Consider the following 22,262-nt stretch of genomic DNA (forward strand, 5'->3'; position numbering starts at 1 on the left):
GGATGAAGGGATGGAACATATGCGCTACATGACAGCAGGAGAATCACACGGTAAAGGATTATCAGTCATCATCGAAGGTGTTCCTTCTGGGTTAACGATCGATTTTGAACAGATCCAACGCGAAATGAAACGACGTCAAGGTGGATACGGGCGAGGACGACGGATGCAAATCGAGCAGGATTCGGTGGACGTCCGTGGTGGGATTCGGCACGGCTATACGACAGGCGCACCGATCAGTCTGTTCATTGAAAATAAAGACCATACACACTGGACACAAGTCATGCAGGCTGAACCGTTGACGGAAGAACTGGAACGTCCGCGGACGTTGACTCGACCAAGACCGGGACATGCCGATCTCGTCGGAGGATTAAAGTTTGGTCACCGGGATTTGCGGGATGTCCTGGAGCGTTCATCCGCTCGTGAAACGGCAGCACGTGTCGCCGTTGGGGCAATCGCCAAACAATTACTCGATCAACTCGGCGTCGATGTCTTCTCGCACGTCCGTTCGATCGGCGGAGTTGATGCTTCGGTCGTGAATCCGATGGAACACCGGGAGACGATTGAAGCCTCTCCTGTTCGTTGCGCTGACAGTACGGCAGCCGATCACATGATGCAGGCGATCGATCAAGCCAAAAAAGATGGCGATACGTTAGGGGGAGAAGTCGAGGTCGTCGTGACCGGTCTTGTTCCCGGTATCGGTTCGTTTACGCAAAATGAAACGAAACTCGACAGCCGGATTGCCCGGGCGGTCATCAGTGTCAATGCGATGAAGGCTGTCGGATTCGGAGACGGATTTGACCTGGCGCGCCGTAAAGGGAGTACGGTCCAAGATGAGATTCTCCATGATGAGACCGGATACTTCCGCAAGACGAATCATCTGGGGGGAATCGAAGGTGGTATGTCGACAGGGATGCCGATTCGTGTTCAAGTGGCGATGAAGCCGATCCCGACGTTGTATCGTCCGCTTCAGTCCGTCGATATTGAGACGAAAGAGCCGTTTGTTGCGCAAATCGAACGCAGTGATGCCTGTGCCGTTCCGGCGGCAGCCGTCGTCTTGGAAGCTGTCGTAGCGGTGGAAGTGGCGGGGGCAGTGCTCGAGATGTTTGGCAGTTCGACGCTCGAACGTCTGAAACAAAGTCTTGCGGCTTATCAGGAGGAGGTGCGTCTCTTTTGACGCATCTGCAGATCCAGGCAAGCCGTCCTTATACGGTATATATCGAACCCGGTGCCGTCAACCGGTTGACGGAAGTGCCGGCAGCCCATGAGGCAGATCAATTTTGGATCATTACCGACCAAACAGTGGCGGCGTTACATGGCACAACGTTAAACGAACAACTGGAGCAATGTTTTCCGGAGAAGACACGGTTACTCAGCCGTGTCGAGCCGGGAGAAACAAGCAAGTCTTTATCAGTGTACCAAACGTTACTCGAGGACGGCGTCAAACAAGGAGCGACACGACGCACCTTGATTTTGGCAGTCGGCGGAGGAATGATTGGTGATTTGGCAGGGTTCGTTGCTGCAACTTTTTTGCGGGGAGTGCCCTTTGTCCAAATTCCGACGACTTTGCTTGCCCATGATTCGAGTGTCGGTGGGAAGGTTGGATTAAACCTACGTTGGGGTAAGAACTTAGTGGGGGCATTTTATCAACCGTCTGCTGTTTTATATGACGTGACGTTTTTACACACTTTATCTGACCGCGAATGGAGAAGCGGTTTTTTTGAATTACTCAAACATGGTTTTCTGGCTCGCCCGTCGTTTGCTCCAGCTCTTTTGGCGCTCGACTTGGAGGCGGTCAAACAGTTACCGATGAAGGATTGGCTTGCATCAGGCATTGCCGTCAAACAACGCATCGTCGAACAGGATGAGCGGGAAAGCGGCATCCGTGCTTTCTTAAATTATGGTCATACATTCGGGCATGCGGTCGAATACGTCAGTCCCGGCTTATCCCATGGGGAAGCAATCGGAATTGGTCTGGTGTTCGCGTCGTTGTTGGAAGATAATGAACGGCAGGCAGAACAGCTGGTTGAGCTGATGAGACGACTGGGAATGGTGTTACCGAAACGACGTCCATTCGAGGTCTATTTGGATTTCATGAAACGAGATAAAAAAAACAATGCATCGATTCGATTTGTCTTACAACGGCAGGATTCATTTACCTTGGAAGAAATCGATGAAACACGGTTACGTGATACGTACGATCAAACGGTGAGGTGTTTACAATGGGATTAAGAGGAACAGTCAAGGTACCAGGTGATAAATCGATGACGCATCGCGCCTTTTTAATGGGTGGGATTGCAGAAGGTACGACGGTCATCACGAATGCGTTGATGGGAGCAGATTGTCTGGCTTCTCTCGCAGCAGTAGAGGCAATCGGTGCTCGAGTCGAACGGACGGAGCAAGATATTCAGATTACAGGAACGGACCAGTTAAAAGCGGCCACCATCGATTGCGGGAACTCGGGAACGACGATTCGTTTACTGAGCGGTATCTTAGCGGGCGGTCAGGAAACCTATACGTTGACGGGAGACGCTTCGTTGCAAAAACGTCCGATGGATCGGGTTACGGTTCCCCTGGCGACGCTTGGCGCGACAATTGAGGGGAACTATGCCCCGTTGACAATCCATGGGCAACATTTAGTCGGGACAAGCTACACGTTGCCGGTTGCCAGTGCGCAAGTGAAGAGTGCCGTTCTGCTGGCTGGATTGTTTGCGACCGGAGAGACGACGGTCATTGAACCGGTGTTGTCGCGTGATCATACAGAACGAATGTTGCCGAAGTTTGGGGTTGAAGTCACCATTCAAGAGCAGGAGCACGGACGGCAAATCCGCTTGCAGGGACCGGCTCGTCTGCAGGCGACGACGATCGATATTCCCGGCGATCCGTCTTCGGCTGCTTTTTGGTGGACAGCTGCGACACTCGGGCACGACAGTTCGATCACGACGGAACATGTTTTGATGAACCCGACGCGGATTGGTTTTCTTCAAGTGTTACGTCAAATGGGAGCGAGTGTCGAAATTTCGAACCGGCAAGAAACGGCCGGAGAAGAAACGGCAGACGTCACCTTAGCGACGACATCGCTTCAGGCGGTGACGATTGAAGGCGAACAAATCCCGTCGTTGATCGATGAAATTCCGTTGCTTGCCCTCCTTGCGACGCAAGCGGACGGCCGGACGATCATTCGGGATGCGGCGGAATTGCGGGTCAAAGAAACAGACCGAATCGAAACTGTGGTGACGACACTCCGGCAGATCGGCGCGACGATTGAAGCGACGGCGGACGGGATGATCATTGATGGTCCGACACCGTTGACAGGTGCGACCGTCGACAGTGCCGGTGACCATCGTCTGGCGATGATGTTGACGATTGCTTCGACATTACAGCCGGAAATTCAAGTGCTCGGGAATGAAGTAGTTGAAGTCAGCTACCCAACGTTTTATGATGATTTAAAGACCTTACAACAATAAGCAAAGCAAACCTCTCCGTGCAATAGAAATTGAAATAGTAGAAAGTGAGGCGTTTGCCTTGAATGAAGACGTATTAAAACAGATAGTCGAAAGCCTGGAACACGGTCACACGTCAGAAGCCTTGGTGGCACTGGAACAACTCGAGAAAACAGGAACAGACGAAGACCGTCTGGCAGTGGCGGATCTTTATATCGAACTGGGGTTATCCGATCGTGCCGTTGACATACTGGCGCCCCTGTATGTCGATTATTCAGGGAATGCCGGCGTTGCCTTGTTGCTCGCTGAATGTTATATCGATTTGGATCGGGAAGAAGAAGCGATCACCGTCCTGGAGCAGGTGGATACATCCGACATCGAAAACGGTCCGCGGACATTGGTTTTGTTAGCGGATCTCTACCAGTCGCAAGGACTGGATGAAGTGGCGTTAGCCAAATTGAAGGAAGCACGGGATTTGGCACCGGATGAGCCGTTGCTCGCGTATGGACTGGCAGAATTGTACATGACGTTAGGCGCCTTTGATCAGGCGGTTCCGTTGTTTGCTGAAATTGCAGCCAATCCTGTTCTCCGGGAAGAATTGCCGCTTGATGCGCTCTACGCAGAGTCATTGGCGATGATCGGAGAATTCGAAGAGGCAATTCCGCTGTATGAACGTGCCGTCGCTGAACGCTCCGATCTGCATACGCTGTTTGGTCTTGCGATGACTGCACACCGGGTCGGTCAGCACCAAAAAGCGGTCGAGACGTTCAAACAGTTGATCGCACAAGATCCGGACTACACGTCGGCGTATGTACCGTATGCGGAGAGCCAGTCGGAACTCGGCTTGACGAAGGAAGCGTTAAACGTCATCAAACAAGGGATCGAGCGTGATGACTACAACGATGAATTGCGGACGATGGAAGCCCTGTTCTTGTTGAAGCTTGGTGATCGCGAAGGCAGTGTGAAAGCATTACGTGAGGCACTCGCCCTGAATCCGGAATCCTTGCTCGCCGCTGAACGGTTACTGGCGTTACTGGCTGAGGATGAAGATCATGAAGCGACGCTTGAGACGATTTCCGCCATCGAAGAACATGTCACGGCTCCGATTTTGACGTGGTACCGGGCCCGTTCCCTTTATGCGTTAGAGGAATATACAAACGCGATGGAGAAATATGCACAAGTCGAGTCTGCCTTTGCGGACGATGCGTTGTTCTTGAAAGAATACGGGTATGCCTTAGTAGAAGAAGGGCGCCGTGAAGAAGGACAGACGTTGTTACGTCGAGCGGCAGGCTTGACACCAGAAGATGCAGATTTAGTCGACTATGTCGAACGAATGGATGGATGACTTCACGGGAGAAGGGAGTAGGATTGAGATGACAGAGAGAAAGCAGCGTTTCTTGCGCCGCATCTTGACCTATTATACGTTGAAACGTCGGGAATCGAAATGGATCATTGATTATTGGCTTCGTAATGAATCGAAGCTGGATCGTGTTCATTTTGTTCAAAATGCCATGTTTGCGCCAAAAGCGATGATCATCACGACATATGGATTTGATGCCGACCCTTTTCTATTTAAAAAAGGTGAAGTCAAAACAACGGATCCCGAAAAAGCCTATCACGACATCCGCTTGACGGATGAAGACGTTTATATCGAACTGAATTTCCAAGGGATGATGATGGATGATGAGTACCTGTCCTTGTTGGAAGAAAATCCGTTCCGTCCAGAAGTTGCCGTCGAACCGAAATTAGTGGACGAAGCGATGAACTTTATTGCGGCGACCGTCAACCGGCAGGAGGAAGAACGTCTGATCCGATTGATTGATGAGGCGCTTGACGCCCGTGATAAAAATCGCTTCCAGTCCCTTTCGGACGAATTGCGTCTGATTCGCAGCCAACTGTAAGAATTGAAGATGATGGCCCCCTTCATAAAACAAGAAGGGGGTTTTTTGAGAAATTGAAAGTAAGGGTAAAATATGAAGAAAAATTGAATGGAATTTCATAAAACGTTCACATTAGGCAAGCAGTTATAAATGCGGATATGATACATTAAATGTGACGAATTGTATGTGAACAGGAAAGGGGGAAATGACTTGCGTTTCAAACCATCCGATGTTCAAAGGACGAGAAACGAACAGGCGTACATCGATACGTTGATTGTCCCATTGATTCCCGTCGGATTTGACGAAGCGATGCATGCTTTTGCAGAATGCGCAGACATGACGATGACCGTCGCGACAGAAGTCGAACGGCAATTGTCAGGTCGAGCGATGCTCGTCCCGCCGATGACGTACATCGGTGTCCCGTCAGTCGATCAGTTAACCAGTTGGGAGCAAGCGGCATCTGCCGAACAATTTCGATTTGTGACGTTCATTACTGCCGATTTACGGTGGAAAGAGACATCGGTCGAGGACATCATTTATGTCCCGCGTTTATCGCTTGAGACGATGAGTCGCGATCAACAAGGTCAGATGGTCGGGAATTTTGTCGGACAAGTCCTAGAGCAGTTAGGAAACCGTTGGACCGCGCTATGAAGCGGTTGACGCAATGATTTTATTAAGATACTATTACCATGTGAGAAATTTGTGTGAAGTACTGTGGTCTTGGGGCACAGCGTACATCACGAGGGGGGATCGAGATGGCTCAAAACGGGTCTAACGTAACACGTCGTCAGTTCTTGACGTATACATTGACTGGAGTCGGCGGCTTTATGGCGGCGACAATGGTCATGCCGATGGTCAACTTCGCAGTTGATCCAGTCCTGAAGAAATCAGGGGCAGGCGATAAAGTAAAAGTAATGAAGTTGTCGGATATCACGACAGAACCAAAACGGGTTGACTTCAAGAAACAAACACAGGATGCATGGTATGAGTTTGAAGAAACATTGTCTGCATGGGTGTTTAAAAACGATAAAGGTGAGATTTTAGCATTATCACCGATTTGTAAACACTTAGGTTGCCAAGTCAGTTTCGGATCTGATCCGACGCACCCGGAACAATTCTATTGCCCATGCCACTTCGGTCGTTATACGAAAGATGGCGTCAACGTACCAGGTACGCCTCCGACGAAACCGCTCGATGGCTATGAAATGCAAGAGAAAGATGGTTTCCTTTACTTAGGTAAACCAGTCGAAAGAGGTGCGTAAGCGATGATGCAAAAAATTTATGATTGGATTGATGAGCGGGTAGACATTACACCGCTTTGGCGAGATATCGCTGATCATGAAGTTCCAGAACACGTTAACCCGGCTCATAACTTCTCCGCATTCGTTTATTGTTTTGGCGGGCTGACGTTCTTCACGATCGTCATTCAGATTCTTTCGGGAATGTTTTTGACGATGTATTACGTACCGGATATCATCAATGCGCATGCGTCCGTCTACTACCTTCAAAATGAAGTAGCACACGGTCAAATCGTTCGTGGTATGCACCACTGGGGCGCATCTGTCGTCATCGTAATGTTGTTCTTACATACATTACGTGTCTTCTTCACAGGTTCATACAAAAAACCACGTGAATTGAACTGGGTCGTCGGCGTTCTGTTATTCTTCGTTGTCTTAGCGCTCGGTCTGACAGGATACTTGTTGCCATGGGATATGAAAGCATTGTTCGCAACGAAAGTTACGATTCAAATTGCCGAAAGTATTCCTGTCATCGGTGGTATCGCAAAAACACTCCTCGCGGGTGGAGAAATCGTCGGTGCAAGTACGATCGCTCGATTCTTTGCGATTCACGTCTTCTTCCTTCCTGCAGCATTGTTCGTCTTGCTCGGGGCCCACTTCATGATGATCCGCAAACAAGGGATCTCTGGACCACTTTAAACCGACAATTACTTTAGACAACTAAAAGGGGGAGAACACGATGCATCGTGGTAAAGGAATGAAATTCGTCACCGATTCACGGGTGTCGATCAACAACCGGATGCCGAACAAGTCAAAAGACTATTCGGAATATCCAGGTCGGACGGAAGCGTTCTGGCCAAACTTCTTACTTCGCGAATGGATGGTAGGAGCGGTCTTCTTGATCGGCTTCATGACTTTGACAATCGTTGAAGCAGCACCACTTCAAAATATTGCTGACCCGACGAATACGTCGTACATTCCACTTCCGGACTGGTACTTCCTATTCCTCTATCAGCTCTTGAAATACCAATTTGCAGCGGGTCCGTACATTTTAATGGGAACAGTCATCCTTCCAGGTCTAGCGTTTACAGCACTTCTTGTTGCGCCATGGCTTGACCAAGGATTGGAACGTCGCCCGGCAAAACGTCCGATCGCAGTCAGCATGATGCTTCTTGCAGTCGTCTCGATTGTCTTCTTGACATGGGAATCTGTTCAAACAACACACTGGGATACCATCCATAAACAAGGTGAGTTGACGATGAACGAAGGTCCGGAAATCGATACGGCCGCTAAAGGATTCGAGATCTACTCGAATCAGTCATGTGTCAACTGTCACGGGAAAAACCTCGAAGGTGGAGCAGCGGCTCCGGCCCTCGTCGGTACCCAAAAGACAGAAGAAGAAATTTATGAGATTGCAGATAAAGGGATCGGATCGATGCCTGCTGGACAATACAAAGGTTCAGATGCAGATCGTAAAGAACTCGCTAAATTCATCGCTTCTTACGGTGAAGGCGGAGAGAACAATAAATAAGACAACCGACCGGGGGAATTTTCCTCCGGTCTTTGTCTATCATGAGGTGAAATGACGTGCCCTTGTTCCATCTACTCAAACATAAAGCGGTGCTTTGGCCGCTTGCCTTAATCAACTTGGCCGGTACTTTATACGGGTATTACTGGTATGAGCCGCAACTGGCGATGTCGAAATGGTATTACTATCCCTTCATTCCGGACAGCCCGACCGCGTCACTCTTTTTTACAATCATCCTCTTCCTGTGGATTTTTAATCGTCGTTCCCGTTTGTTCGAAGCCCTCGCCTTTGTCACCTTAATCAAATACGGGGTCTGGGCAGTCGTCATGAATGCTTTGATGCTGAATGAACTCGGCACCGGTGATGCCTTTTTGACAGCCATGGCGCTGATGCTGATAGTTTCCCATGGAGCGATGGCGTTCCAAGCACTTCTGTATGTCCCGTTGATGACGTTTCGTGTCAAAGAACTGGTTCTTGTCGCCGTCTGGGTCATTCATAACGATGTCGTCGATTACGTGCTCGGACAGTGGCCGCGTTATCCGGCGCTGGCAGAACATATTCAGTGGATCGGATACGGTTCGTTTTGGTTAACCGGATTATGTCTTTTGATGGGATATCGGCTTGTTGCACGCGATTCAATTGACAATAAGTTCACTCGAACATAAAATAAGAATATAATCTTTTTATATGGAGGGGAAGATGCCACATGGCGAACTATTTGATTTATTTGGCCATCATCATCATCGTGCCGATCTGGGCACAGATGCGTGTCAGAAAAACGTATAAAAAGTATCAACAAGTTCCGATTCAGAGTGGAGTCACCGGAGCCCAAGTCGCGGATTTCATCATGAAACAAAACGGAATCACGAATGTGCGTCTTGAGCCGATTGGCGGAACGATGTCCGATCATTACGATCCGACGAACAAAGTCGTCCGACTGTCGGAAGATGTCTACTACGGTTCAACGGTCTCAGCGGTTTCAATCGCGGCCCACGAAATCGGACACGTCATCCAAGACGCCACCGATTACGGTATGATGCGCGTCCGTCACCGGATCGCACCAGTCGCTTCAATCACATCGAACCTGTCGTTCCCGTTATTGTTGATCGGTTTCTTGGCTGGTATGAGTGGTCTTGCAATGCTTGGTGTCATCTTGATGCTCGGAGCGGTCATTTTCCAACTTGTGACGTTACCGGTTGAGTTTGATGCTTCAAAACGTGCGATGGCCCAGTTAACGGAACACGGCATCATTGATGCAGCGGAAGAACGCGGATCACGTCGTGTCTTGAACGCTGCTGCGTGGACCTATGTCGCTGCGACGCTCGTTGCGGTTGCCGAATTCATTCGATTAGCATTGATTGTGTTTGCACCGTCAAGTGACGATTAATGAAAATGAAAAAACAAACGGCGCGGAATCCGAGAGGACTCCGCGCCGTTTGTTTTCGTATTGGAAATCATGTTTCTTTAATGGGAACACGGTTTTCATCGAACGTAAATCCTTCTCCCGTCACTTCATATACATCGTGCAGCGTGATGAAAGCGTGTTGATCAACTGATTTGACGAGTGTCTTCAGTCGTGTGATTTCATTTCGGGCTACGACGACATATAAGACTTCCAAGTCGCGGCCCGAGTAGCCGCCTTTGGCGACGAGACGAGTTGTTCCCCGGTTCATCGTCGCATGAATCCCGTCTGCAATTTCCGTCCGGTGATCACTGATGATCATCGCGGCTTTTCCGGCATACGTTCCTTCCTGCATCCAATCAATGACACGGGCACCGACATAAACGGCGAGCAGTGTGTACATCGCTTGCTTATAGTCGAGATAGGTCAGCGATGCGATGATGACAAAAAAGTCAAAAATCATGAAGGTCCGGCCAATCGACCATCCGAAGTACCGTTTCGTCAAGCGGGCGATGATATCGACCCCGCCGGTCGTCCCGCCATTATTGAAGATGATGCCAAGCCCGACACCGATAAAGACACCGGCAAACAGAGCGGCAAGAACCATATCGTCTTTCAGAAGGATTTCAAGCGGCGAATACTTCGCAATCAATCCGTACCAAATTGAAAAACTGAACGTTCCGATCAGTGTGTAGACGAATGTCGTCCGGCCGAGTAGTTTATAGCTGACCAGGAACAGCGGAATGTTCAAGACCAAGTTCGTGATGGACGGCGAAAAACCGAACAACCCTTTTAAAATCAGGGTGATGCCCGTGAAGCCGCCTTCAGCCAACTCGTTTTGAACGTTAAAATGATAGATACCAAAAGCAAAAATGAATGATCCGATTAAAATCCAGATGATGTTCTGGATCCGGATCGGAAACTGGAATGGGGGTGCCATCTGTTTACTCCTCTCTGACATGACTCTTTCTCTAGGGTAACGGCAGACGCCGGAAAAGACTAGTATTTCTGACGAAAATCGTTCGAAAAGTGGCGGATGTAGTTTTTAGTCGGTAATTTGATTACAATGAGCAGGGGACAGGACATTACTTAATGAAGAGAGAGTGAGCAACTATGAAAAAAGCGATTGGGATTCTCTGTTATCCATCGGTCGGCGGTAGTGGCGTCGTCGCAACGGAACTCGGGATGAAATTAGCGGACCGGGGACACGATGTCCATTTCATTACATCGAGCATTCCATTCCGTTTGACGGAATATCGTCCGAACATCACCGTCCATCTCGTCGAGGTGAACCAGTATTCGGTCTTCAAATATCCTCCGTATGACATCACGTTAGCGTCGAAAGTCGCGGAAGTCATCGATTTGTTTGATTTGGATATCATCCATGCCCATTACGCAGTCCCGCATGCGGTCTGTGCGGAACTGGGGCGGAACATGGCGAAGAAAAAAGGGGTTGGTGTCGTAACGACCTTGCACGGTACGGACATCACGGTCATCGGCCAGGACTTGGAAATGCAACCGGCCATCCGCTATGGGATTGAGAGCTCCGACGCCGTCACGGCAGTTTCAGAAAGTCTGGCTCTTGAGACGAACATGACATTAAACGGACAGTACACGATTGATGTGATTCCAAACTCGATTGACGAGAGTGTCTATTATCCGATGCGCGATGATCGCTTGAAGCGGCATTACGGAATCGAGCCGGACGAGATCGTCGTCATCCACATTTCAAATTTCCGACCGGTCAAACGGATTGATGATACGCTGGCAGCCTTTGCCATTGCATCAAACGGTCGCGCCATGCGGCTACTGTTAGTTGGTGACGGACCGGAGATGGGGCAGACGCGGCGCCGTGCCAAAGAATTGGGGATTTACGACAAAATCATCTTTGCCGGGAAACAAGAACATGTCGCCCAGTTACTGGCGATCAGCGACATTCATTTGCTGTTATCTGAAAAAGAGGCTTTTGGTCTCGTCGTGCTTGAAGCGATGGCGGTCGGCGTTCCGAGTGTCGTCTCCAGTGCCGGTGGATTACCGGAAGTGATCCAGGACGAAAAAACAGGATTCATTGTTCCAACATACGATGTCAAAGCAGCAGCAGAGCGGATCGGACGGTTGGCGGATGACGCGAGACTCCGGGAAGAGTTCGCGGAAGAAGGCATTCGTGATACCCGCAGACGATTCGATTCCAATCAAGTTGTCCGAGCGTATGAACTTTTGTATGAACGGGTGTGTGCACGTTATGAAAATGCTTGAGTATGCCAATCATATCATTCGGACGATTGAATGCGCCGGGGGCGAAGCGTATATCGTCGGCGGGGCAGTCCGGGACATGTTGCTGAAGCGATCTCCCGGTGATTACGATTTGGCCACGTCGCTGTTGCCGCAGGACGTCATGAAGCTTTTCCCTGTCGTCGTCCCGACCGGACTCGATCATGGGACGGTCACGGTCGTAATCGACCATCTGCCGTTTGAAGTGACGACGTTTCGTTCCGAAAGCACCTACAGTGACCGCCGTCGTCCGGATGAGGTGACACTCGGGGTCAGCTTAGAGGAAGATTTGACACGTCGTGATTTTACGATCAATGCGATGGCGCTCAAGCCGACCGGTCTCGTCGATCTGTTTGGCGGTCAACATGACTTGGCAGCCAAAATCGTCCGGACGGTCGGTCGGGCGGAGGAACGGTTCGACGAAGATGCGTTGCGGATGATCCGCGCCTTTCGATTCATGAGTCAACTCGAGTTTTCACTGGATCGTCAAACGGAACAAGCAATTCTTGTAAAAAAACAACACCTGTCATCGGTGGCAATGGAACGAATTGCCGTCGAATTTGAAAAAATCTTACTCGGACCCGGTCGCGCGACAGCATTACAAGCGATGATCCGGACAGGTATCCCTGAGTATTTGCCGCATCTTGATCCATCGATCCTTGAACGTTTGATCGAAATGCCGTTAAACGGCGTCTCGACCGACGACGTCTGGACGCTCGTCCTTGTCGCCGGGATACGACCGGAAGCGTTACGGGCATGGAAACGTTCAAAAAAGCAACAAACCCGCGCGAAAACACTGGCCCCCCTTGTCAACGAAGAAACGTTATCCGATTGGCAACGGTATTGCTTGTCGGATGAAGAATTATTACGGCTAAACGAAATGACCGGGCGTCATCATCAGGACCGGTCGACGCTGCCGATCCGGCAATTAAAGGATTTGGCCGTCAATGGACGTGATATGATGGCCCTCGGATTACAGAAACAAGCGATCAAGGAAGCGTTGGTCCACTTGGAGCAGCAAGTGGTCGTTCACCGGCTCGACAATCAACGGGAGACTTTACTAAGGGAAGTGATGATGTGGAAAAAACAACACGAGACCGGATCCTCCATGCCTTGATGCAGACGGACTGGATATCAGGTCAAGAACTGGCGGATCAACTAAATATTTCACGTACCGCTATTTGGAAACAAATCGTTTCTTTAAAAGAAGCCGGGTACGCCATTGAATCCCATAAGAAAACGGGATACCATCTCATTGATCAAGGGGATCGTCTGACCCCTCTTGCCATCGAACAACATCTTCAGACCAAACAATTAGGCCGCAAGATTTTTCATCTCGAGGAGACGGAGACGACACAACGCATCGCGCATGAACAAGCGCAACAAGGAGCACCGGAGGGAACCCTGATTGTCTGTGATTTTCAAACAAACGGACGGGGACAACTCGGTCGTACCTGGCATGAAGCACGAGGTGCAGGGATTGCCATGAGTTTGATTTTACGTCCGGAGGCGCCGTTGCATCAAGCCGGTCAATTGACGTTAATCGCAGGGATTGCTTTAACGAAGGTGCTGCGGACACTTCAAGTGCCTGTGACCATCAAATGGCCAAACGATCTGTTGATTGCGAATCGGAAGGTGGCTGGCATTTTAACGGAAATGCAGACGGAGGCCGATCGGATCAATTCCGTCATCATCGGAATCGGGATCAATGTCCAACATAAAGACTTTCCGGAAGTGTTGGCGGACCGGGCGACCTCGTTAAAGCTGGCGACGGGTCAGTCATTTGCCCGTGCAGAAATCGTGGCCTTGTTTTTAAACGAATTCGAACACATGTATCAACGCTGGCTGATAGACGGGTTTGCGTCATTCGTCTCAGAATGGGAAGATCACGCTGACCGGTTGAATCAAGAAGTAACGCTCCGGACCCGGCAAGTGTCTGTGACCGGATATCTCCGGGGAATCCAATCAGACGGAACGTTACAAGTCGAGACAGTCGAAGGAATCAAAACGTTCCATTCTGCGGAATTGGTCTACTGGACGGAAACGTAAGACGGGACGTTTGCAGTCTGCTTTTTGAATCGGGTATACTAAAAACGAGGATGATATCCGTTCGGAATCATACCGGTTGAAGGCTTTGATTGATCATTTATTTTTTTTACTGCCTTGATCCCACTCGGACAGGGACAGAAGGACGATGTTGCACTTATTCACGCCTTCTTTCCTATGGATTGCTTTAGGAAAAGAAGGCGTTTCCTTTTGTCCTCTCTAAATCAAGTAAGGAGAGAACACACATGCATACGATGACACCTTTATTAAAAAAACAACACGCGGGAGAAAAGCTGGTCATGCTGACCGCCTACGATTATCCTTCGGCGAAATTGGCGGAAGCAGGGCAAGTCGACCTGTTGCTCGTCGGCGACTCGTTAGGAAATGTGATTCTCGGCTACGATTCGACGATTGCCGTTACAGTCGACGACATGGTTCACCATGCCCGTGCCGTCCGTCGAGGGGCACCGAACACGTTTATGGTCGTAGATATGCCGTTTGCGAGTTACCATGGATCGTTTGACCGGACGCTTGACGCAGCAGCGCGTATTTTCCAAGAAAGCCAGGCCGATGCTTTGAAATTAGAAGGGGCAGGTGACATCCTGACAACGATTCGTCGTCTGACGGATGCCGGTATGCCGTGTGTCGCCCATTTAGGACTGACACCTCAATCGGTTGGGGTTTTGGAAGGGTTTAAAGTTCAAGGAAAGTCGCTTGCAGCAGCGGAACAGTTGATTGCCGACAGTTTGGCGGCTGAACAAGCCGGAGCGAAGATGCTTGTGTTGGAATGTGTCCCGCATCCGTTGGCAAAACGTGTCCAAGAATTGTTGACGATTCCCGTAATCGGAATTGGTGCCGGTCCTGACGTCGCCGGACAAGTCTTGGTGTATCATGACATTCTGACGTACGGCGTGGGACGTCTGCCGAAATTCGTCAAGGCGTATGCTGACTGGAACACATCCGGGACGGAAGCGATCGCCGCTTTCGTCAAAGAAGTCAAGACAGGGGCATTTCCTGAACTTGCGCACTCGTTCATGATGGACGAGGAACTGATTGGCGCCTTGTACGGGGGAACAAAAGAATGAAAATCATCCGGAACGTCGAACAATTACGACAAGAATTAGACGGGCAGACATCGATCGGATTCGTTCCGACGATGGGTTTTTTGCATGAGGGTCATGCCTCGTTGCTGAAGCAGGCGCGCCAAGAAAATGACATCGTCGTCCTGAGTATCTTCGTGAATCCGACTCAGTTTGGTCCCAATGAAGATTTAGACCGTTATCCGCGCGATGCGGAGCGGGATCAAGCACTGGCGGAAGCCGCTGCGGTCGACTATCTCTTTTATCCGACAAACGAGACGATGTATCCACTCGATATGGCACGGGTCACGGTGCGTTCAGGGGATGACGTCTTATGCGGCGCCTCGCGTCCAGGACATTTTGACGGGGTATTGACGGTTGTCAGTAAACTGTTTAATATCGTTCGACCGACCCGCGCCTACTTCGGTCTGAAAGATGCCCAACAATTGGCATTGATTGAAGGGTACGTCGCGGACTACTTTGTTCCGGTCGAAATCAGACGCTGTCCAATTATCCGTGAAACGGATGGTCTGGCAAAGTCGTCTCGGAATGTCTATCTGTCTGACTTGGAACGGGAGCAGGCACCCGGGGTTCAACAGGCATTGGTGCAAGCCAAGTCCTGGTTGGATGACGGGCAGCCGATCGAACAGATCGTGGAACAAACACGGGCGTTGCTTCAGTTCGAAGGGACGTCAATCGATTATGTCGAAGCAGTTTCCTATCCGGCACTTGGACCGGTCACAGCAACAACCGAAACAATTTTATTGGCTGTTGCCGTTCAGTTCCAATCGGCACGGTTGATTGATAACTTACTTTATACGAGAGGAGCATGAACATGTTACGGACATTCATGCACGCAAAATTACACAAAGCCCGCGTAACGGAGGCCAACCTCCATTACGTCGGCTCCATTACGATTGACGAAGATCTGCTTGATGCAGTCGGCATTCTCGAAAATGAGAAGGTTCAGGTAACGAATAACCAGAACGGGGCGCGGATTGAGACGTATGCAATCAAAGGAGCGCGCGGTTCAGGCGTGATCTGTTTAAACGGGGCAGCAGCCCGTCATTTCCAAATCGGGGATGAAGTCATCATCATGGCGTATGCTCAGTTGACGAATGAAGAAATCACGACACATGTCCCAAAAGTAGCGGTACTGGATCAGGATAACTCGATCAAACAGATGTTATCGCAAGAAATCGCACATACGATCTTATGATTTTGAGGGACCCGAGATACATTCGGGTCTCTTTTTTGTTAAGATGGAACTTGAGATGCCATATGCTGAAGCTATGGATGGTTAAAGGTGGAGATAAGTCGTGGAAAAGAAGTTTGTTGTAGTGGATCTAGAAACGACCGGACATTCGATTAAATCCGGCGATGAAATGATTGAAATCGGAATGGCGGTCATCGAAGAGGGACGGATTACCGAGCGTTTATCGGCTTTTGTCCGACCACAAAAACCGATTCCGCCGTTTATTTCTCAATTAACCGGGATTACGGACGAAGATGTCGTAGAGGCTGAGACATTTGATGTCATTGCCCCACGTGTTCTTCAATTGCTCGATGGGGGCGTCTTCGTCGCCCACAACGTCCAGTTTGATTTGACCTTCTTGAACGAAGCCTTGGAAGAAGAAGGGTATCTGCCTTATACCGGACCTGTCATCGATACGGTCGAGTTGGCGCGGATTTTGTTACCGACAGCTGAGAGTCATTCCCTGTCGCACCTGACAGACTTGTTGGAGTTGACGCACCATGAAGCACACCGGGCGGGGAGTGATGCCGAGGCGACAGCCGAACTGTTGCTTCATCTCCTGGCACGTTTGGAGGATCTGCCGCTGGATACGTTGCGGCATTTACGCCGCTTAGCGGGAAAACTCTTCAGTGCGATCGAACAAGAGATTGAACAGGCGATTCAAACCGTTGGACTGGAAGCCGATGAGCGGTTCGACAGTTTCCGGAAAATCGCTTTGAAAAAACGGCTTGAACCAACCGAACAGACCGCGGTGTCCCAACTGGAACCGTTCAGCCCGTTTGTTGATCGTCTTAACGTGTCGGTATTCCCCAAGCTGTTTCCCGGATATGAAGCACGAACCGGGCAACTGGAGATGATGCGGCACGTCTATCAATCACTCGACCAGGAAACACCATTGCTCGTCGAAGCAGGAACCGGAACAGGGAAATCACTCGGTTATTTGGTGCCGGCTGCTCATTATGCGATTGAACACGAGACACCGATTATCGTCAGTACACATACGATTCAGTTGCAGGAACAATTATTTGCACGCGATTTGCCGCTCTTACGCCAATTGTTTGACGCACCGGTCGAGATTACGTTATTAAAGGGTCGCAGCAACTACATGGATTTACGGAAATTCGAGTTTTTCCTCAGTGAGACGGAAGAGCCGTACAACTTTACGTTAGCGAAAGCGATCTTGCTCGTCTGGTTGACCCAGACGGAGACGGGGGATCTGGAAGAAGTCAGTTTGCCGGGAGGAGCGGCCCAAGGGAACATCGCCATCAAACAGCTGATCCAGTCGGACAGTCAATCGCAACTGGGACGATTTGATCCGTGGTACAGCCGTGATTTTTTCCATCATGCCGTCCGCAGAGCAAAAGATGCGACCATCATCGTGACGAATCATGCGTTGTTGTTCAGTGATATCCAGTACGAGGCCGGCGTCTTGCCTAAAGGCTGTCCATTGATTTTGGACGAAGCCCATCAAATCGAAGAGGTGGCGAGTCATCATTTCGGATTAGTTTTTGACGGTCACTCTTTTGACCGGATCTTCAGACAACTGGGATTTTCGTCCGATAAAAAATTATTGACGCGTCTGGTCAGTCTGTCGGATCAATTTGATCTGACGGAATTGGTCGAAGCGCACAGCGAAACAATTGATGAGACATTAACGGAGTTGTTGGAAGAAGCCGACGGTCTGTTGACGATCATTCAAGCGTACGGACTGGAACTCGCTTCCCGGAAAGAACGGCGGGAAGGGCGTGTCACGGTCCGCTTCAAACGACTTGATCAGTCGATGCGGGCAGTGCAGGAAAGCGCGAAACGTGTGGAACTGGTCTTGCGACGGCTCCGCCAGGCGATTCGGGCGATCCATAAATTGTTCCATGATCAACGGGAACATATGAGTTACCGGGAACGGTCCGTCGTCGCAGATTTAAAGACGGTGATCGGACAGTTGGAAGATGTGGAGCAGGCGATTTTTGAAACGATGCTCGCCCCGCATGACGAAACCGTTTCCTGGATTGAAACGACCGTTAAAAACCGCAAATTGACGCGGATTTACACGCAACCAATCGATATTTCCGACCGTCTCCACCGGGAAGTCTTCTCGAAGCGGACGTGTATCCTGACGTCGGCGACATTGACGGTCTCAAATAAGTTCCAGTTCATCGAGAAACGACTCGGTTTGTCGGAACTTGAGACGCGCCGGTTCATCGTTCCGTCTCCGTTTGGATACGCGGAAAAAGTCCGGCTGATGATTCCGACGGACCTGCCGTTGTTGCAAGACGTCCCGCAAGCGACGTATTCTGAAGTCATCGCAGATGCCATCATTCGGATTGCGGAAGTGACGGAGGGACGGATGCTGGTGTTGTTCACCTCAAACGAGATGTTACGGCAAACGCATGATGCGACAAAAGCCGCGTTACCGGACCGGTTTACGTTGTTGTCCCAAGGGATTACCCAAGGATCCCGGCAACGTCTGATGAAACAATTCAAACAGCTCGATGCCTGTCTTCTGTTCGGAACAGCAAGTTTCTGGGAGGGGGTTGATGTGCCGGGTGACGATTTGAGTTGCCTGGTCATCGTTCGTCTGCCGTTCGCCCCACCCGACCAACCGATCGTCCAGGCCCGTTCGGAACAGATTGAGCAACAAGGAAAATCATCCTTTTTTGAATACAGTTTACCGCAAGCAATCATTCGCTTTAAGCAAGGATTCGGACGTTTGATTCGGACGACAAACGACCGGGGTGTCGTGTTCGTCTTTGATCGGCGGATTGAAACAACCCGGTACGGAAAACGGTTTGTGTCGAGTTTACCAAGTGTGCCAGTTTTAGCGAAACCGTTGGATGAACTGACAGCCGAACTGGAATTGTTCTTAAATGATACGGATTGAGTCTATCCAGATAAGCATTATCGCATTATAATAGATGTAGAAAAATGAGGGAGGACAATAAGATGGATTCGAAAATCGAGACGCTAGCAACAGTCAAGGTCAATCGCCATGATGATACGTACAAGATTGTAGATGTATTGAATCGCACGTTAAAAACAGAGGATTTGATGTTTGGTCTGGCATTGGACGAAAAAGATAAGGAGCAGATGGTCTTTACCATCTACCGCACATGAATTGGAAGATCGTCCTCGGTCTTGTCGGCTTCATCCTTCTCGTCACGTTAATCGGTACAGGGATTTATCAATTTACGGTGGCGGAAGCCAAAGACCGTGAACAAACAGTTGTCCAGAAAGCGGAAACACGTTTGAAAAAAGAAATCGCACCCGACGAAATCAAGTTTGAACATGTATTTAATGGTGAAACCCAATACAGTGTCTTTACGATTCAGCAAGACGGAGAAGCCTTGCGGGCATTCGTTCCGAAAAAAGGAAAAATCGAAACGAGACGGGTGGCGGACGGGATGAAGATTGCAGACGTCATCCAAAAAGCCGGTAACCCAGCAAACATCGTCTCGGCCAAATATGGGTTCGACCAACGGGCATTGATTGAAATCGTCACCAAAACGAAGTCAGGATACGACTATTCGTATTACACCTATCAAGAAGGATCGTTCCTGAAACGATTACGGATCAATTAAAAAAGGAGTGTGCGAGATGTTATCAAAACGTGTACAACAATTGACACCGTCAACGACATTGGCGATTACAGCAAAAGCAAAAGCCTTACGGGAAGAAGGACAAGACATCATCGGTTTAGGGGCTGGAGAGCCGGACTTCAACACACCGGAATTCATCATCCAAGCAGCGTTTGCTGCGGCTGAAGCTGGAGATACAAAATACACGCCGTCCGGCGGAACCGTTGCCTTGAAAGATGCCATCATTGAAAAAACGCGTCGTGATCTCTGGTTATCGTACGACCGTTCGGAAGTTATGGTTGCGTCAGGAGCAAAACATGCCTTATCGACGTTATTCCAAGCGATTCTCGATCCGGGTGACGAAGTGATTGTCCCGGCACCTTACTGGGTCAGTTATCCGGAACAGATTAAATTAAGCGACGGTGTTCCTGTCATTTTAGAGACGACGGAACAGTCGCGGTTCAAGGTGACACGTGAGTTGCTCGAGCAACACATTACACCCAAAACAAAAGCGCTCATCTTGAACTCCCCGTCTAACCCGACCGGAATGGTCTATACGAAGGAAGAACTCGAAATGGTGGCAGATGTGGCGATGGCGCATAATCTGCTTGTGATCAGTGATGAGATTTACGAAAAGCTGCTTTACAACGGTGTCACGCATCTGTCGATTGCGACGTTACCGAACATGCGCGAACGGACAATCATCGTCAATGGGGTGTCGAAATCCCATGCGATGACAGGATGGCGGATTGGTTACGCGATTGGCCCGAAGGACATCATCAGTGCAATGACGAACCTTGCGAGCCATTCGACGTCAAATCCGACATCGATTGCCCAGGCAGCGTCTGTGGCCGCCTACGCCGAAGGAGACGCTCCGGTCGAGGCAATGCGGGTCGTGTTCGAAGAACGCTTGGAGCAGATTTATGATCGGTTGATTCAAATTCCCGGTTTAACGTGTCTGAAGCCGGAAGGTGCCTTTTATCTGTTCCCGCATGCATTGCGGGCAGCCGAAATGTGCGGTTTCTCAAACGTTGACGACTGGTGTACCGCTGTCTTGTCGGAAGCGAAAGTCGCCTTGATTCCAGGATCCGGCTTTGGCGCACCAGAATATGTCCGGTTATCATATGCGACAGACCCGAAACGGGTGCTGGAAGCATTAGACCGGATCGAAGGATTTATCACGGCGCATACGGCCGTTTAATAGAGAGAGGATGTTGACTTTTGAAAGCAATGATTCGTGATGTAGAAAAGCACGTCGGAGAAGAAATTACGATCGGATGTTGGTTAGCAAACAAACGATCGAGCGGTAAAATCGCGTTTCTTCAGTTACGTGATGGTTCCGGCTTCATGCAGGGAGTCGTCGTGAAGGAAACGGTCGGCGAAGAGTTATTTAAGACCGCTAAAGGATTAACACAAGAGTCTTCGATGTGGGTGACAGGGGTCATCAAATCAGATGGAGGACGGACAGCGATTGGTCATGAGATGGAGATCACGGCAATTGAAGTGATTCATGAAGCGATCGATTATCCGATCACACCAAAAGCACACGGAACGGACTTCCTGATGGATAACCGTCATCTTTGGTTGCGTTCAAAACGCCAACATGCCGTCATGGTCGTTCGGAACGAACTGATCCGTGCCACGTACGAATTCTTTAACCAAGAAGGATTCATCAAAGTCGACCCGCCAATCCTGACAGGAAGTGCACCGGAAGGAACAACGGAATTGTTCCATACAAAATACTTTGATGAAGATGCGTACTTGTCACAATCAGGCCAGTTATACATGGAAGCGGCTGCGATGGCGCTTGGAAAAGTCTTCTCGTTTGGTCCGACTTTCCGTGCTGAAAAATCAAAAACGCGCCGTCACCTCATCGAATTTTGGATGATGGAGCCGGAAATGGCGTTTTATGATCACGAGATGAACTTGGAAGTCCAAGAAAACTACGTCTCGCATCTCGTCCAGTCGGCACTAACAAACTGTCGTGCTGAACTGGAGTTGTTGGAACGCGACTTGACGGTCTTGGAAAACATCAAAGCGCCGTTCCCACGCGTCACGTATACAGAAGCAATCGCGATGTTGAAAGAACAAGGTTTTGACGACATTGAATTCGGAGACGATTTTGGTGCGCCGCATGAGACGGCAATCGCCAACACGTTTGCGCGTCCGGTCTTCATCACGCATTGGCCAAAAGACATCAAACCGTTTTACATGAAAGAAGACCCGGAAAACCCGGGATTCGTCTTATGTGACGATTTGATTGCTCCTGAAGGATATGGTGAAATCGTTGGTGGTTCACAACGCGAAGAAGATTTCGAGAAGTTACGTGCCGGCATGAAAGCACATGATTTAGATGAGACGGGTGCCTATAAGTGGTATCTGGAAACACGTAAGTATGGATCGGTCCCACACAGTGGTTTTGGTCTTGGACTCGAACGGACAGTCGCCTGGATTACAGGTGTCGAACATGTACGTGAGACGATTCCGTTCCCACGTCTGTTGAACCGTTTGTATCCGTAATAGTGATTAAAATCGACCCATCCCTCGGACG

23 protein-coding genes are annotated in these 22,262 nt (G+C 49.8%); 22 read left to right on the forward strand and 1 reads right to left on the reverse strand.

Annotation, left to right across the window (positions count from 1 at the left end):
* The first annotated feature begins 19 nt into the window (after positions 1 to 19).
* The 11 genes from aroC (at position 20) to KNP87_RS02270 (ending at position 9,473) form a co-directional block, all read left to right on the forward strand.
* Positions 20 to 1,174: a chorismate synthase gene (aroC, locus tag KNP87_RS02220; protein ID WP_026832705.1), complete on the forward strand. Its 1,155-nt coding sequence runs from the start codon at positions 20 to 22 to the stop codon at positions 1,172 to 1,174.
* Positions 1,171 to 2,229, forward strand: a complete 1,059-nt coding sequence (locus tag KNP87_RS02225) for a 3-dehydroquinate synthase (protein ID WP_214720667.1) — start codon at positions 1,171 to 1,173, stop codon at positions 2,227 to 2,229. The genes aroC and KNP87_RS02225 overlap by 4 nt, the downstream gene beginning before the upstream one ends.
* A complete protein-coding gene (gene aroA / locus KNP87_RS02230; protein WP_026832707.1) occupies positions 2,220 to 3,464 on the forward strand; it encodes a 3-phosphoshikimate 1-carboxyvinyltransferase in 1,245 nt (414 codons plus the stop codon). The genes KNP87_RS02225 and aroA overlap by 10 nt, the downstream gene beginning before the upstream one ends.
* A gap of 58 nt (positions 3,465 to 3,522) precedes the next feature.
* A complete protein-coding gene (locus tag KNP87_RS02235; protein ID WP_026832708.1) occupies positions 3,523 to 4,785 on the forward strand; it encodes a tetratricopeptide repeat protein in 1,263 nt (420 codons plus the stop codon).
* 28 nt (positions 4,786 to 4,813) lie between these two features.
* On the forward strand, positions 4,814 to 5,341 hold the full coding sequence (locus KNP87_RS02240) for a ReoY family proteolytic degradation factor (protein ID WP_026832709.1): 528 nt from the start codon (positions 4,814 to 4,816) through the stop codon (positions 5,339 to 5,341).
* A 189-nt stretch (positions 5,342 to 5,530) separates the two neighbouring features.
* Entirely contained in the window at positions 5,531 to 5,971 is a 441-nt protein-coding gene (locus tag KNP87_RS02245; RefSeq protein WP_026832710.1) for a DUF2487 family protein, read from the forward strand.
* 104 nt (positions 5,972 to 6,075) lie between these two features.
* Positions 6,076 to 6,582 carry a ubiquinol-cytochrome c reductase iron-sulfur subunit gene (locus tag KNP87_RS02250; protein WP_012370659.1) on the forward strand — a complete coding sequence of 169 codons (507 nt, stop codon included), beginning with the start codon at positions 6,076 to 6,078 and terminating at the stop codon, positions 6,580 to 6,582.
* 3 nt (positions 6,583 to 6,585) lie between these two features.
* On the forward strand, positions 6,586 to 7,257 hold the full coding sequence (gene qcrB / locus KNP87_RS02255; RefSeq protein ID WP_012370658.1) for a menaquinol-cytochrome c reductase cytochrome b subunit: 672 nt from the start codon (positions 6,586 to 6,588) through the stop codon (positions 7,255 to 7,257).
* A 40-nt stretch (positions 7,258 to 7,297) separates the two neighbouring features.
* Complete coding sequence (locus KNP87_RS02260; protein ID WP_026832711.1) at positions 7,298 to 8,089, forward strand: menaquinol-cytochrome c reductase cytochrome b/c subunit; 792 nt, start codon at positions 7,298 to 7,300, stop codon at positions 8,087 to 8,089.
* Between the two features lie 56 nt (positions 8,090 to 8,145).
* Complete coding sequence (locus KNP87_RS02265; RefSeq protein WP_214720668.1) at positions 8,146 to 8,751, forward strand: DUF1405 domain-containing protein; 606 nt, start codon at positions 8,146 to 8,148, stop codon at positions 8,749 to 8,751.
* A gap of 41 nt (positions 8,752 to 8,792) precedes the next feature.
* A complete protein-coding gene (locus KNP87_RS02270; protein ID WP_026832713.1) occupies positions 8,793 to 9,473 on the forward strand; it encodes a zinc metallopeptidase in 681 nt (226 codons plus the stop codon).
* Positions 9,474 to 9,540: 67 nt separating this feature from the next.
* Here KNP87_RS02270 and KNP87_RS02275 read toward each other — a convergent pair whose 3' ends face one another.
* Positions 9,541 to 10,428 (reverse strand): YitT family protein, encoded by an 888-nt coding sequence (locus KNP87_RS02275; RefSeq protein WP_026832714.1) that lies wholly within the window; start codon positions 10,426 to 10,428, stop codon positions 9,541 to 9,543.
* Positions 10,429 to 10,601: 173 nt separating this feature from the next.
* Between KNP87_RS02275 and bshA the strand changes: the two genes are divergently transcribed.
* The 11 genes from bshA to asnS all read left to right on the forward strand — a co-directional run bounded on the left by bshA (position 10,602) and on the right by asnS (position 22,231).
* Positions 10,602 to 11,744, forward strand: a complete 1,143-nt coding sequence (gene bshA, locus KNP87_RS02280) for an N-acetyl-alpha-D-glucosaminyl L-malate synthase BshA (RefSeq protein WP_026832715.1) — start codon at positions 10,602 to 10,604, stop codon at positions 11,742 to 11,744.
* Positions 11,731 to 12,876, forward strand: a complete 1,146-nt coding sequence (locus KNP87_RS02285) for a CCA tRNA nucleotidyltransferase (protein WP_251135377.1) — start codon at positions 11,731 to 11,733, stop codon at positions 12,874 to 12,876. Before bshA ends, KNP87_RS02285 begins: the two co-directional genes overlap by 14 nt.
* A complete protein-coding gene (locus KNP87_RS02290) occupies positions 12,837 to 13,808 on the forward strand; it encodes a biotin--[acetyl-CoA-carboxylase] ligase (RefSeq protein WP_214720669.1) in 972 nt (323 codons plus the stop codon). The genes KNP87_RS02285 and KNP87_RS02290 overlap by 40 nt, the downstream gene beginning before the upstream one ends.
* A gap of 242 nt (positions 13,809 to 14,050) precedes the next feature.
* Complete coding sequence (panB, locus tag KNP87_RS02295; protein WP_214720670.1) at positions 14,051 to 14,890, forward strand: 3-methyl-2-oxobutanoate hydroxymethyltransferase; 840 nt, start codon at positions 14,051 to 14,053, stop codon at positions 14,888 to 14,890.
* Complete coding sequence (gene panC, locus KNP87_RS02300) at positions 14,887 to 15,717, forward strand: pantoate--beta-alanine ligase (protein WP_214720671.1); 831 nt, start codon at positions 14,887 to 14,889, stop codon at positions 15,715 to 15,717. Before panB ends, panC begins: the two co-directional genes overlap by 4 nt.
* A 2-nt stretch (positions 15,718 to 15,719) precedes the next feature.
* Positions 15,720 to 16,103, forward strand: a complete 384-nt coding sequence (panD, locus tag KNP87_RS02305; RefSeq protein ID WP_026832720.1) for an aspartate 1-decarboxylase — start codon at positions 15,720 to 15,722, stop codon at positions 16,101 to 16,103.
* Positions 16,104 to 16,203: 100 nt separating this feature from the next.
* On the forward strand, positions 16,204 to 19,017 hold the full coding sequence (gene dinG / locus KNP87_RS02310) for an ATP-dependent DNA helicase DinG (protein ID WP_214720672.1): 2,814 nt from the start codon (positions 16,204 to 16,206) through the stop codon (positions 19,015 to 19,017).
* Between the two features lie 62 nt (positions 19,018 to 19,079).
* Positions 19,080 to 19,250, forward strand: coding sequence for a YpmA family protein (locus tag KNP87_RS02315; RefSeq protein ID WP_064506551.1), 171 nt, complete (start codon positions 19,080 to 19,082; stop codon positions 19,248 to 19,250).
* The gene (locus KNP87_RS02320) at positions 19,247 to 19,714 is read left to right on the forward strand and encodes a hypothetical protein (RefSeq protein ID WP_214720673.1); all 468 of its coding nucleotides are present in this window, start codon (positions 19,247 to 19,249) and stop codon (positions 19,712 to 19,714) included. The genes KNP87_RS02315 and KNP87_RS02320 overlap by 4 nt, the downstream gene beginning before the upstream one ends.
* Positions 19,715 to 19,730: 16 nt before the next feature.
* Complete coding sequence (locus KNP87_RS02325; protein WP_028106069.1) at positions 19,731 to 20,912, forward strand: pyridoxal phosphate-dependent aminotransferase; 1,182 nt, start codon at positions 19,731 to 19,733, stop codon at positions 20,910 to 20,912.
* Between the two features lie 29 nt (positions 20,913 to 20,941).
* Positions 20,942 to 22,231: an asparagine--tRNA ligase gene (gene asnS, locus KNP87_RS02330; protein ID WP_119923378.1), complete on the forward strand. Its 1,290-nt coding sequence runs from the start codon at positions 20,942 to 20,944 to the stop codon at positions 22,229 to 22,231.
* Positions 22,232 to 22,262: the final 31 nt, after the last annotated feature.

It is taken from the genome of Exiguobacterium sp. s192 (assembly GCF_018618795.1).
Classification (GTDB): domain Bacteria; phylum Bacillota; class Bacilli; order Exiguobacteriales; family Exiguobacteriaceae; genus Exiguobacterium_A; species Exiguobacterium_A undae.